The following is a 12,622-nucleotide window of genomic DNA, read 5'->3' as shown; positions in this document are numbered from 1 at the left end:
GTGGGGCACCCCATGGCGGGCGCTGCAGTCTTGACGGCCCGCAGCCGCCCACACAAACAGCCGCCCCCCGAGCGGGGAACGGCTGCCCGAGGGGGCTTGCTCAACGGGATTGCTTCAAGACTGCAGACGTCGACAACAAGGAGCGCTTCCGCTTCCAGGCCAATGAAACATCATACATTGTGAAGCGGCAGTCGGAACAGCTCGGCCGCATTGGAAGTGCTGGTATTGGCCACTTGCGTGAGGGTTTCCCCACGCAGCTCGGCCACCCGCGCCGCCACCGACGCCACGAACGCCGGCTCATTGCGTTTGCCCCGCCGGGGGACCGGCGCCAGAAAGGGGCAGTCGGTTTCCACCAGGTAGCGATCCGCGGGCACCTGCCGGGCACAGGCATGGGTGGCCTCCGCTTTGGGAAACGTGACGGTGCCGCTGAAGCTGATGTAAAAACCCAGCTCCAGAAACCCCTCCATTTCCTTGGGGTTGCCCCCCCAGCAATGCATCACGCCGCGGGGGCAAGCACCGCGCGCAGCCCGCTGGCGCAGCAGGGCCAACATCGGTTCGGCCGCATCGCGGCAGTGCACGATCACCGGCAGATCCAGCTCCACCGCCAGATCCAGCTGGGGCTCCAGCATGGCGAGCTGCTGCTCGAGGTTGTGGTCACGAAACAGATCGAGGCCCAGCTCACCAATGGCCACCACGCGGGAATCGGCCTGGGCGGCCTGGCGCAGCACGCCAGCGGTGTCGTCGCGCCAGTGCTCGGTATCGAGGGGATGGACTCCCACGGAATAGCGCAGCTCGGGAAAGCGATCGGCCAGGGCCCGGATCGCTGGAATCTCCGAAGGCTCCACGCAGGCATGAACCAGAGCCTGCACGCCGGCATCCCGCCAGCGCTGGGCCACCTCCTCGAGGTCCTCGTCGAAATTGCGGAACACGATGTGACAGTGGCTGTCGACCAGCGCCGCTGGAGTCACGGCTGTGGCTGGGCTCAGAGCCATGGCACAACAAAATCCTGGGGATGGCAACCATTGTGGCCATTCCCAGGATCTGCTGCCTCGGTGGGCACCGGAGGCTCAAGGTGTCGAGGCAGGAGCTCAGGCCTTGGCGGCCACCGCCGGCTCGATCACTTTTTTCACGGCCGCGCTGAGGCGCGACTTCTGGTTAGCACCGGTGTTGCTGTGCAGCACACCCACCTTCACGGCCTTATCAATCTTGCTGAAAGCGGCGTTCATGCTGGTCTGAACGGCCGTTTTGGCGGTTTCGCCAGGCTCCTGGCTGTAGGCGGTGCAGGCGGTGAAGCAGCGCTTCATCAAGGTGCGCAGGGCCGACTTGTAGTTGCGGTTGCGGAGGCGATTGCGCTCGGCAACTTCAATGCGCTTCTTCGACGACTTGTTATTAGCCACAGGCGGACGGACGCTGGATCGGCAAACGCGGATCCTACCGCCAGGCTGCCCAGCAACCCCCAAAACCTTGCCAAGGCAGTGCCGCACTAGCTTGTCGACGTGTTGCCGCCAGTCCTGACCCGTGGTCGCGTCGCCTACCGCTCTGTCGATCACCTGCCTGCGGGATGACGCCTCGTCCGTTGCCAGGCCCTCGGCCGGTGGCAGCCCCGCGGCCGAACGCCTAGCCGCCATCGCCGAACGCACTAGCGGCGGCCGCATGCAGGAGGAGATGGCCCGTGTGGAGGCGATCCTCACCCAGGTGCAGACCCAGGGGGATCAGGCCCTGCTGGAGCTCACCGAACGGTTTGATGGCGTGCGACCCGATCCGCTGCGCATTCCGCGCGAACGGCTGGCGGCGGCATGGCAGGCCACCCCCGTGCCACTGCAGGAAGCCCTGCGCCTGGCTCACCAGCGAATCCTGGCCTTCCACCAGCAGCAACTCCCCGCCGACCTCGCCATCACCGGTCCCCACGGCGAACAGCTGGGTCGGCGCTGGCGACCGGTGGAGCGGGCTGGCCTCTACGTGCCGGGGGGGCGGGCCTCCTACCCCAGCACCGTGCTGATGAACGCCGTGCCGGCGCGGGTGGCAGGGGTGCAACGGCTGGTGATGGTGACGCCCCCCGGCCCCGGGGGCGAACCCAACGCCACCGTGCTGGCGGCCGCCCATCTGGCCGGTGTGGAGGAGGTGTACCGGGTGGGGGGTGCTCAGGCAATCGGCGCCCTGGCCTACGGCACCGAAACCATTCCCCAGGTGGACGTGATCAGCGGCCCGGGCAACCTCTACGTGACCCTGGCGAAAAAGGCTGTATTTGGCCGGGTGGCGATTGATTCCCTCGCCGGCCCGAGCGAGGTGCTGGTGATCGCCGACCACACAGCCCGCGTCGACCAAGTGGCAGCCGACCTGCTGGCCCAGGCCGAACACGACCCCCTGGCCGCAGCCATCCTGCTCACCACCAGCGAAGCGCTGGCTGCGGCCCTACCCGCAGCGCTGGAGGCCCAGCTTGAAAACCACCCCAGGGCCGAGATCACCCGCACGGCCCTGAACGACTGGGGCCTGATCGTGGTGTGCGACAGCCTCACCCAGGCGGCCCGGCTCAGCGACTGTTTTGCGCCCGAGCACCTGGAGTTGCTGGTCGAAGACCCGGAGCGCCTGGCCGAGCAGATCCAGCACGCCGGCGCCATCTTCATGGGGCCCTACACACCCGAGGCCGTGGGCGACTATCTCGCCGGCCCCAACCACACCCTGCCCACCTCAGGCACGGCACGGTTTGCCGGCGCCCTGAGCGTGGAGACCTTTCTGCGCCACACCAGTTTGATCCGGTTCAACCGGGAGGCCCTGGAGGCCACCGGGGCTGCCGTCATCAGCCTGGCGGAGAGTGAAGGACTCCACAGCCACGCCGAATCGGTGCGGCGCCGGCTGACGTGAGCGGGCTGGCCTAGCGCTTCACCAGATCACGCACCCGCGGCTGGCCATCAACGATTTCACCCACCAGCACCTGGTCGGTGATGTTGACGAACAGACCGTTCTCCAGCACGCCGGGCAGGTTATTGATCGCCGCTTCCAGGCCCGCCGGATCGCTGATCCCGCCGGCAAATTTCACATCCAGCACCAGGTTGCCCTGGTCGGTCACCACCGGGCCGGCCTTCTTCACAGCCATGCGCAGCTGGGCATCACCGCCCATGGCGGCGAGCTCAGCCTGCACCTGACGCCAGGCGCCGGGAAGCACCTCCACCGGCAGCAGAAAGCCCAGGTTGAGCGTGTCGACAAGCTTGGTGGCATCCACCACCACCACAAAGCGCTCGGCGCGGCGGGCCACCAGCTTCTCCTGCACGTGGCAGGCGCCACCGCCCTTGATCAGCTGGAAGGAGGGATCGACCTCATCGGCCCCGTCGATGGCGAGATCGATGCGCTCGATCGCATTGAGGCTCTTGAGCGGAATGCCCAGCTCGGCGGCCAGCACCTCCCCCTGAAACGATGTGGTGACCCCCACCACATCGGTGAGTTCGCCGCTGTTGAGCTTCGCCCCGAGGGCCTGAATCATCAGGGCCGCGGTGGAGCCGGAGCCCAGGCCCACCACCATGCCGCTGCGGATCTGCTCGGTGGCAGCCGTTGCCACGGCCTGCTTCATCCGGTCCTGCAGGTCCGACATCCAGTGCTCCTCTCTCGGGCCGCGACCGTAGCAGCGTTCATCCGGTGTGGGGCAACGCCGCCGGCTTGATCGTGAGGCTGAGCTCCCGCTGGCCGCGGACCACGGTCAGCGGCAGGGGCTCTCCAACACTGCTGCGTTCCACCCGCTCAAGCAGGCTGGCCGGATCGGGCACCGGCTGGTCGGCGACGCCCACCACCAGATCGCCGCGACGCAAGCCCGCCGTTTCCGCCGGACTGGCGGGCAGCACCCGCTGCACCAGCGCCCCATCCCGCTCCGGAAGCTGCAACAGGGCGTCGGGGTCGCGGTTGTTGTCGCGGGCCCGACGGGCGGTGAGCGGCACCAGCTGCAACCCGAGATAGGGGTGCACCACCTGGCCGCCGGTGCTGAGCTGGGCGGCCACCCCTCGGGCCAGGTTGATCGGAATCGCAAAGCCGAGGCCAGCACCAGGGCCTGAGCGGACGAGGGTGTTGATGCCGATCACTTCACCAGTGGCATTGATCAGCGGCCCCCCGGAGTTGCCGGGGTTGATCGCGGCGTCGGTCTGGATCAGGTCGAGGCGCTTATCGGCGAAACCGAGGCTGTTGATGTTGCGGTGCAGGCTTGACACGATCCCCAGCGTCACCGTGCGCTCAAGTCCGTAAGGACTGCCCATGGCAATGGCCCAGTCGCCCACTTCCAGGGCTTCGGAATCCCCCAGGGGCGCGGCGCGCAGATCCCGGGAGCCAGGAATTTTGACCACGGCCAGATCGGTGACCGAGTCGGCCCCCACCACAGCCCCATCCACGTGCAGGCCATCGGCCAGGGTCACCTCAACGCTGTCCACCTGGTCGACCACGTGGGCATTGGTGAGCACCAAGCCCTTGCCGGCATCGATCACCACCCCGGAGCCCTGACCCCGCTCGCGCATGCTGCCGGAGGGATCGCCAAACAGGTCGCGCAACAACGGATCCAGCAGGGCGGGATCAAAGGGCTGGCGGGCCACCTCCCGCTCGGTGTCGATGCGCACCACCGCGGGGGCCACGGCCCGGGCCGCATCAGCCACAAAGCTATGGGGACTGGTGGGCACCAAGGGACTGGTTGGCACCACGGGACTGGTTGGCACCACGGCAGTGGCGGGCATCTCCAGGGCCAGGGCTGCAGACTCGCCACCCCCCCAACCGGCCTCCCAGGCAACCATCAGGCCAACTGCCGAGCCCAGCCAGAGCAGGGGAACCAGCAGCACGGAGCAAACCCTCACCCACTTCATCGACAACCCATTCACGGAAAAGGGGCAGGAGCCCTGCAATCGCGGCTCCAAGGCTAGGGACGCCGCCAACACAGCAGAGTGAACTGAGGCAGGCCCATCCGCCTAAGTTGGCGTTTGATCGCATAGGCGGCCATGGCAGCAATCCCCCCCGGCACCCGCCAGCGCTGCACGCTCTGCCAGGTGGAGATCCAGGGCATGGTTGGCGGCAACGACCTGGTGCATTTCAGCCAGGGCGCCCCGGGCACGCGCGCCAAGCTCTGGGCCAGGGTTTGCCAATACCTGCGCACCGCCGAGCAGAAGGGCCAGTGCCTCAACCAGGACGCCGGCCAGCGCGGCACCGTGCAGCCCAGCGACTACTTCGCCGAAGCCCCGGTGATTGAGATGCCTCCCTTGGGCGGCATGGGGCCTGGGACGGACCATCCCCTAGGGTGATGGCTTGCCCGGCGGGCAATCCCAATCGTCACGGTTCAGCTTTGCGCCCAAGGGCGCATGCAACAGACCGTGCAGATGGGCAGTTTTCCAGACTGCAAAAGCCGGCGGGCCTCCTGCCCCCAGCCCCACTGCAGCGTTGCCCCACCCCCTCCTGCCCGATCTGGAGCGCCTGGCCCAAGCGGCTGTGGCGCAATCCGGCTTCGCGCTCAAGGGCGTGCATCTGTTCACCCACCGCATCCCCATGACGGTGCAGGTGCTGGTGCAACGCGCCGATGGCAGCGACATCAGCCTCGATGAGTGCGCCTCCCTGAGCGCGCCCCTCGGCGAGGCGATTGAAGCAGCCGAGCTCCTCGGCGACGCCTATGTTCTGGAGGTCAGCAGCCCTGGCGTCAGCGACGATCTGCACGACGACCGGGATTTCCGCAGCTTTCGCGGATTTCCAGTGGCCGTGCACTGCCGCGATAGCAAGGGCCTTGAAGTGCGGCGCGAAGGGCTCCTGCTAGGGCGCGATGCAACGGATGTGCACCTCAACATCCGCGGCCGCACCCAGCGCATCCCGCGGGACTCGGTGATCAGCGTCTGCCTGGCCACCCCGACCCAGCCCACCTGATCCGCCTCTTCACCGCTCCCTGACCATTTCTCACCCCTGATCCATGGCCCTGGTTTTGCTCCCCGGTCTGAACAACCTGATCGAGGACATCAGCGACGAGAAGAAATTGCCACCCGCCGTTGTGGAGGCCGCCCTGCGTGAAGCCCTGCTCAAGGGCTACGAGCGCTATCGCCGCACCCTGTATTTGGGAATCAGCGAAGACCCTTTTGAGGAGGACTACTTCTCCAACTTCGACGTCGGCCTCGACCTGGAAGAGGAGGGCTACCGGGTGCTGGCCTCGAAAATCATTGTCGAGGAGGTGGAGAGCGAAGACCACCAGATTTCCCTGGCCGAGGTGCAACAGGTCGCCGATGACGCCCAGATCGGCGACACCGTGGTGCTCGACGTCACCCCCGAAAAAGAAGAGTTCGGCCGCATGGCCGCCGCCACCACCAAGCAGGTGCTGGCCCAGAAGCTGCGTGACCAACAGCGCCGCATGATTCAGGAGGAATTCGCCGACCTCGAAGACCCCGTGCTCACGGCCCGGGTGATCCGCTTCGAGCGCCAGAGCGTGATCATGGCTGTGAGCAGTGGCTTGGGCCGGCCCGAGGTGGAGGCTGAGCTCCCCCGCCGCGACCAACTACCCAACGACAACTACCGCGCCAACGCCACCTTCAAGGTGTTCCTCAAGGAAGTGAGCGAGGTGGCCCGGCGAGGCCCCCAACTGTTTGTGAGCCGCTCCAACGCCGGCCTGGTTGTGTACCTGTTTGAGAACGAGGTGCCCGAGATCCAGGAGGGCTCGGTACGGATCGTGGCTGTGGCGCGGGAAGCCAATCCCCCCTCCCGCTCAGTGGGGCCGCGCACCAAGGTGGCCGTGGATTCCGTGGAGCGCGAAGTCGACCCAGTGGGTGCCTGCATCGGCGCCCGCGGTTCCCGCATCCAGCAGGTGGTCAACGAGCTGCGCGGCGAGAAGATCGACGTGATCCGCTGGTCGCCCGACCCGGGCCAATACATCGCCAACTCCCTCAGCCCGGCGCGAGTGGAGATGGTGCGACTGGTGGACCCGGAAGGCCAGCACGCCCACGTGCTGGTGCCCCCTGACCAACTCAGCCTCGCCATCGGCCGCGAAGGGCAAAACGTGCGTCTGGCGGCCCGCCTCACGGGCTGGAAGATCGACATCAAGAACGCCAGCGAATACGACCAGTCCGCCGAAGATGCCGTGGTGTCTGAGCTGATCGCCCAGCGCCAGGAGGAGGAGGCTCTCCAGGCCGAAGCCGAAGCCCGTCTGGAGATCGAGCAGGCGGCCCGGGCCGAGGAAGACGCCCGCCTGCGGGAGCTCTACCCCCTGCCCGAAGACGAGGAGGACCTTGGCGAAGACGGCCAAGATTTTGCTGCCGAGGAGGCCGTCGCACAGGAGACCCTCGCAGAGGATGAGGCCCGGTGACGCCCCGGATCGTGCTTCGGCGCTGTGTGGCCTGTCGTGCGCTGCTGGATCGCCAGCAGCTCTGGCGGGTGATCCGGCTGGCCGAAGGAGGAATCGGATTGGACCAGGGCATGGGCCGCTCGGCTTACCTCTGCCCCAATCCGGTGTGCCTGGAAGAGGCCAGACGACGCAAGCGTCTGCAACGGGCCCTGCGCTGTCAGGTTTCAGATTCCATCGTTGAAACCCTGCAAAAGCGCCTAACACCCGGCGCTGATCTCGCCTCTAAGGCAAGATGAACATTGGCCGCAGAGTGTGCGTGCGGCCTGGTGTGCCCCTTGGCCCCGCTTGGCGGCCCCTGGGCCCCGATCCATGGAGACCTGAATGACCAGCAGCGGCAAAGTCAGAATTTATGAGCTGTCCCGGGACATGGGCCTGGAGAACAAGGACGTGCTCGATGCCGCCGAGAAGTTGGGGGTTGCGGCCAAGAGCCACAGCAGCTCGATCAGCGACGACGAAGCGTCCCGGATCCGCTCCCTGATCGAGGCGGGCAGCAACGGCAACCGGGCGGCTGCCGCTGCCCCCACCGCCCCGACGAAGGCGATTCTCTCGGTCAAGAAGGCCACCAATGATGCTGCCGAGGCGTCCAAGCCTGCCGCCGGCCCACGGCCAGCGACCCCAACCCAAACGGCCGCAGCACCGCCCATGGCCGCGAAGCCAGCCATGCCCCCGGCCCGGCCCGTGGCGGCCAAGCCAGCCAACCAACCGCCTTCCTCAAGCAAACCGGCCGCTCCCAGCAAGCCTGCAGTGGTTAGCAAACCAACCGTGGTCAGCAAGCCTGCGGCGGCAAGCAAGCCCCCCGCACCCAGCAAGCCCGCAGCACCGGCCCGGCCTGCGGCGGCCGCACCGAGCAAGCCGGTTGTGATTGCCTCCAAACCCGCTCGCCCCGGCACCCCACCCCCAGCCCGCCCAGCAGCGGCAGCTCCCACGCCAAGTCGGAAACCTGAGCTGCCCGTTCGACCTGCCCCCAGCAAGCCTCAACTGGTGGGACGTCCCACCAGCGCCCCCACCAGCGCCCCCGCCGGCGCTGGCAGCGGCACCAGCAGCCGCCCCGCCTCTCCGGCGGGCCGCCCGCCACTGAGCCAGCGGCCGGCACCACCCCAGCGGGCTGGAGCTCCGGCCCCTGTTCGCCCCGGCAAGCCAGGGGCACCAGGTCGTCCCGGCCCAACCCCTCTCGAGCTGGTCGGCAAACCGATTCGCCGCGATAGCGCCGCCCCCGGAGCCCCTGGGCGCCCCGCCGCCCCGGGCCGCCCAGGCATGCCCGCCGGCATGCGCAAGCCGATGGCCCCTGGCGAGCTGATGCAGCTCCAGAAGCCCTCCGGCCGACCCACTGCTCCACCGCCACGGCGCCCCGGGGATCGAACCGAAGCCGGCGCACCGTCAAGCCCGGGCACGCCCGATCTGGTGCGCCCCAGCGCCACCCCACCGGCCGCACCGCGGCGGCCTGGCTTCCGGGCCCCCACGCCCGCTGGTGCAGCAGGACGCCCCCGCCGACCCGACTGGGACGACAGCGCCAAACTGGAGGCGCTGCGCAGCCGCACGCCGCAAAAGCAGCGCACCAAGGTGCACATCATCGGCGAAAACGATGATGCGCTCACCGCCGAAACCGGCGGCTACGCGGGCGAGCAGGAAGCCTTCGTGCTGCAGGCCAGCCTGGCCCGCCCCGCCAAGCCCCGCACCGCCTCCACCCCTGCCGCCAAGCCCATTGCGGCGATGCGGAAGCGCAAGAAGGAAACCACCCGTCAGCGGCAGCGCCGCCGCGCCATGGAATTGCGGGCCTCCCGCGAAGCCAAGGCCGTGCGGCCCGAGATGCTGATCGTGCCGGAGGGCAACCTCACGGTGCAGGAGCTGGCCGAGAAACTCGGCGTTGAGAGCTCCGAAATCATCAAGAGCCTCTTCTTCAAGGGGATCATCGCCACGGTCACCCAAAGCCTCGACCTCTCGACGATCGAAGCGGTGGCCGAAGAATTCGGCGTGCCGGTGCTCGAGGACGACGTCGAGGAAGCCGCCGCCAAGACAGTGGAAATGATCGAGGAGAGTGACCGCGATTACCTGATCCGTCGCCCGCCTGTGGTCACCGTGATGGGCCACGTCGACCACGGCAAAACAAGCCTGCTCGACGCCATCCGCAAAACCCGTGTGGCCGCCGGCGAAGCCGGGGGCATCACCCAGCACATCGGTGCTTATCAGGTGGAGATCCCCCACGCGGGCGAACAGCGCAAGATCACCTTCCTCGACACCCCGGGCCACGAGGCGTTCACCGCCATGCGGGCCCGCGGCACCAAGGTGACCGACGTGGCCGTGCTGGTGGTCGCCGCCGACGACGGCGTGCGGCCCCAGACCCTGGAGGCGATCAGCCACGCTCGGGCGGCCAAGGTGCCGATCGTGGTGGCGATCAACAAGATCGACAAGGAAGGCGCCTCCCCCGACCGCGTGAAGCAGGAGCTCTCGGCCCTCGAACTGGTGGCCGAAGACTGGGGCGGCGACACCGTGATGGTGCAGGTGAGCGCCATAAAGGGCGAGAACGTCGACAAGCTGCTGGAGATGATCCTGCTGGTGACGGAGGTGGAAGACCTCCAGGCCAACCCGGATCGGATGGCCAGGGGCACCGTGATCGAGGCTCACCTCGACAAGGCCAAGGGACCAGTGGCCACGCTGTTGGTGCAGAACGGCACCCTGAAGGCCGGCGACGTGCTGGCGGCGGGTCCGGTGCTCGGCAAGGTGCGCGCCATGGTCGACGACACCGGCAAGCGCGTGAAGGAAGCCGGCCCCTCCTATGCCGTCGAAGCCCTCGGCTTCAGCGAAGTGCCCACCGCCGGCGACGAGTTTGAGGTGTACCCCGACGAGAAGACCGCCCGCTCCGTGGTGGGCGATCGGGCCAACGAGGCCCGCGCCACCCGCCTGGCCCAACAGATGGCCTCCCGCCGGGTGTCCCTGGCTTCGATGTCGGGCCAGGCCAGCGAAGGCGAGCTCAAGGAGCTCAACCTGATCCTCAAGGCCGATGTGCAGGGCTCCGTCGAGGCGATCCTCGGCTCCCTCGAGCAGCTGCCCCAAGGCGAAGTGCAGGTGCGGGTGCTGCTCTCGGCTCCGGGCGAAATCACCGAAACCGACGTCGACCTGGCCGCCGCCTCGGGCGCGGTGATCGTCGGCTTCAACACCTCGATGGCGCCAGGGGCCAAGCGAGCCGCCGATGCCACCGGCGTCGACGTACGCGACTACGACGTCATCTACAAGCTGCTGGAAGACATCCAGATGGCCATGGAAGGCCTACTGGAACCGGAGCTGGTTGAGGAGTCCCTGGGCGAAGCCGAGGTCCGCGCCGTGTTCACGATCGGGCGCAGTGCGGTGGCCGGTTGCTATGTCACCACCGGCAAGCTGCAGCGCAACTGCAAGGTGCGGGTGTGGCGCGGCAAGGAGAAGGTGTTCGAGGGCGACCTCGACTCCCTGCGTCGCAACAAGGACGACGTCAAGGAAGTCGCCACTGGCTTCGAGTGTGGCATCGGCACCGATCGCTACACCGGCTGGCAGGAAGCGGATCGCGTCGAGGCCTACAAGCTGGTCACCCAGCGCCGCACCCTCAGCACCTGAGCCCTGTGAACCCTCGCAGCGAGCCCCTGCTCTGGCTCCAGCTCGTGGCCCTCGGGGCCATTCCGCTGGAGCTGCTGGGGCTGCTGCTGGTGCTTGCTGGCGCGGATCCCGGCCCTTTGCCTGGCCTGGAGCGCCTGCTGGCCTGGGCCATCGGGGCCCTGGGGCCCGCCATCGTGCTCTGGCAGCGTCCTGCTGACGTTTGCTCACTGCTGCTGGTCCAGGTGCCCGTGAGAGCGCGCAGCGAAGCCCAGCGCAGCCTGGCTGCCCTGCAGAGTCCGCTGCCCGCAAAGGTGGCCCTGGTGCTGGCAGCGGCGGCCCTGCTGCCCCTGTTCTGGTGGATGGATCAGCACGCCGCCCTGGCCTCCCCCCTCTCGCCCCTGGCGGCCAGCCCCCGTTTTGTTGGGCTGCTGTTGGCCTGCCCTCTGCTGGCCCTGATGCTGTGGCAGTGGCAACAACTGAGCCAGGCGATCGGGCTGCTGAGCCGGAGCCCAGCTGCACTCGCCACCTGCGTGCCCCTCACCCCCGTGCAACTGGAATCCGAGCGGCTGTGCTTGGGGTTGCCGCTGCTGCTGCTGAGCCCCCTGCAAATCACCAATCCCACCCCGCCCCAGCCAACGCCCACCGCGTCGGAAGTGACACCTGAGCCTGAGCCGGAGCCTCCAGCGCCAACCTCCGCTCCTGAGCCGTTAGCTGGTGGCACGGTTGCGATCGAACCAGAGCAACCCACCGAAGAGGGCGAAAGCGCCGATCTGGATGAGGAGATCACCTGAGGGCACGTCAGCCCCACTCGCTGATCGCATCGCCATCGTCGCCAACCCCACCGCCCCCGAGGCCGCTAGGGCAAGCCACACCGCACGGCGCAGCCCCCGCCACGGAGTGCGAGCCTCCAGCAACAGTCGCTCCCTCAATGCGGGATCAATCGATTCAGGCTTGGATCCCATCGTCACGCACCGCTTCAGGCTGACCGCTGAATGCTAATTTCAACAGAATGCCGGTGTAGCTCAGGGGTAGAGCAACTGATTCGTAATCAGTAGGTCGTCGGTTCAAATCCGATCACCGGCTTGATCCACACAGAGAAAGTCGAGCAGTCGCAATCGAAAGAGCCCTCTGGCAGATGAAGCCAGGGCTTTTGAGCAGAGGGCCCCAGCCAAGCTGCCTGCTTGCCGAAATGCAACGCCAGGCGCAAGCTGGTCTGACTTCAGCTCATCAAAAGAAAAGCTTCTTCACCATTCAGAGTACGAAAAGCCAGCAGCACTCAGAATTTAAATCTTTCAAAAGCCGATAATGATCGCGGCAAAATCACTAGAAGCAAAGAGTACCCAAGAAAACTGATATCCATTCTCCTTGCTCACTAACCCCAAGAAAACAGCAGAAGGCCCGTCGACTTCCAGCTGCCCACTGTGCCGAGAGCTGTATCCCCGGCGCCGCAGCGCGGTGATCTGGCGGAAGGCCTGATCCCGATCCCCAGGTGGTGTATTTAAAGCCGCTGTTGCGGTTGTGAAACAGCCTGTGCAACAACGCCACAACCACATTCACATCCATCTCCGCACCCACACTCAGATCGATATCCACATCCATCTCCCATGAAAAAGCCCCCTCCGAGGAGGGGGCTTGAGGGATTCCGTTTGAGCGTCACGCTCAGCAGAGGCTGTTGCCTCAGCCGATTGCCGGTGCGGTCAGAGCCACGGGGGTGGCTTCTGC

Annotated in this window: 12 protein-coding genes and 1 tRNA gene; 8 read left to right on the top strand and 5 right to left on the bottom strand. The window is 67.0% G+C overall.

The features are described 5' to 3' along the window. Positions 1–170: 170 nt before the first annotated feature. Together KBY70_RS10775 and rpsT are read right to left on the bottom strand one after the other, a co-directional pair. The gene (locus tag KBY70_RS10775; RefSeq protein WP_254988506.1) at positions 171–992 is read right to left on the bottom strand and encodes a TatD family hydrolase; all 822 of its coding nucleotides are present in this window, start codon (positions 990–992) and stop codon (positions 171–173) included. Positions 993–1,088: 96 nt separating this feature from the next. Then, on the bottom strand, positions 1,089–1,397 hold the full coding sequence (gene rpsT, locus KBY70_RS10770; protein WP_094561558.1) for a 30S ribosomal protein S20: 309 nt from the start codon (positions 1,395–1,397) through the stop codon (positions 1,089–1,091). A gap of 157 nt (positions 1,398–1,554) precedes the next feature. Between rpsT and hisD the strand changes: the two genes are divergently transcribed. Next, positions 1,555–2,862: a histidinol dehydrogenase gene (gene hisD, locus KBY70_RS10765; RefSeq protein WP_261356095.1), complete on the top strand. Its 1,308-nt coding sequence runs from the start codon at positions 1,555–1,557 to the stop codon at positions 2,860–2,862. Positions 2,863–2,872: 10 nt separating this feature from the next. Here hisD and rpiA read toward each other — a convergent pair whose 3' ends face one another. Then, on the bottom strand, positions 2,873–3,586 hold the full coding sequence (rpiA, locus tag KBY70_RS10760; protein ID WP_254988505.1) for a ribose-5-phosphate isomerase RpiA: 714 nt from the start codon (positions 3,584–3,586) through the stop codon (positions 2,873–2,875). A 37-nt stretch (positions 3,587–3,623) separates the two neighbouring features. Continuing rightward, complete coding sequence (locus KBY70_RS10755) at positions 3,624–4,763, bottom strand: trypsin-like peptidase domain-containing protein (protein ID WP_409996056.1); 1,140 nt, start codon at positions 4,761–4,763, stop codon at positions 3,624–3,626. A gap of 201 nt (positions 4,764–4,964) precedes the next feature. Here KBY70_RS10755 and KBY70_RS10750 point away from each other — a divergent pair, with 201 nt between their 5' ends. The 6 genes from KBY70_RS10750 (at position 4,965) to KBY70_RS10725 (ending at position 11,691) form a co-directional block, all read left to right on the top strand. Further along, entirely contained in the window at positions 4,965–5,264 is a 300-nt protein-coding gene (locus tag KBY70_RS10750; protein ID WP_254988503.1) for a hypothetical protein, read from the top strand. Positions 5,265–5,400: 136 nt separating this feature from the next. Beyond that, positions 5,401–5,874, top strand: coding sequence for a ribosome maturation factor RimP (rimP, locus tag KBY70_RS10745; protein WP_254988502.1), 474 nt, complete (start codon positions 5,401–5,403; stop codon positions 5,872–5,874). Between the two features lie 43 nt (positions 5,875–5,917). Beyond that, positions 5,918–7,297, top strand: a complete 1,380-nt coding sequence (gene nusA / locus KBY70_RS10740) for a transcription termination factor NusA (RefSeq protein WP_254988501.1) — start codon at positions 5,918–5,920, stop codon at positions 7,295–7,297. Further along, positions 7,294–7,572 (top strand): YlxR family protein, encoded by a 279-nt coding sequence (locus KBY70_RS10735; protein ID WP_198953901.1) that lies wholly within the window; start codon positions 7,294–7,296, stop codon positions 7,570–7,572. Before nusA ends, KBY70_RS10735 begins: the two co-directional genes overlap by 4 nt. Before the next feature lie 85 nt (positions 7,573–7,657). Further along, positions 7,658–10,921, top strand: a complete 3,264-nt coding sequence (gene infB, locus KBY70_RS10730; RefSeq protein ID WP_254988500.1) for a translation initiation factor IF-2 — start codon at positions 7,658–7,660, stop codon at positions 10,919–10,921. Between the two features lie 5 nt (positions 10,922–10,926). Then, positions 10,927–11,691, top strand: coding sequence for a low-complexity tail membrane protein (locus KBY70_RS10725; RefSeq protein ID WP_094561565.1), 765 nt, complete (start codon positions 10,927–10,929; stop codon positions 11,689–11,691). Here the strand turns inward: KBY70_RS10725 and KBY70_RS10720 are convergent. Further along, entirely contained in the window at positions 11,608–11,862 is a 255-nt protein-coding gene (locus KBY70_RS10720) for a DUF3493 domain-containing protein (RefSeq protein WP_094561566.1), read from the bottom strand. The genes KBY70_RS10725 and KBY70_RS10720 overlap by 84 nt on opposite strands. 49 nt (positions 11,863–11,911) lie before the next feature. Between KBY70_RS10720 and KBY70_RS10715 the strand changes: the two genes are divergently transcribed. Next, a tRNA-Thr gene (locus KBY70_RS10715) sits at positions 11,912–11,983 on the top strand. Positions 11,984–12,622 lie beyond the last annotated feature (639 nt).

It is taken from the genome of Cyanobium sp. ATX 6E8, assembly GCF_024346335.1.
Taxonomy (GTDB): Bacteria; Cyanobacteriota; Cyanobacteriia; order PCC-6307; family Cyanobiaceae; genus Cyanobium_A.
The sequence above is the reverse complement of the archived record's forward strand: the minus strand, read 5'-3'. Positions and strand labels throughout refer to the sequence as shown.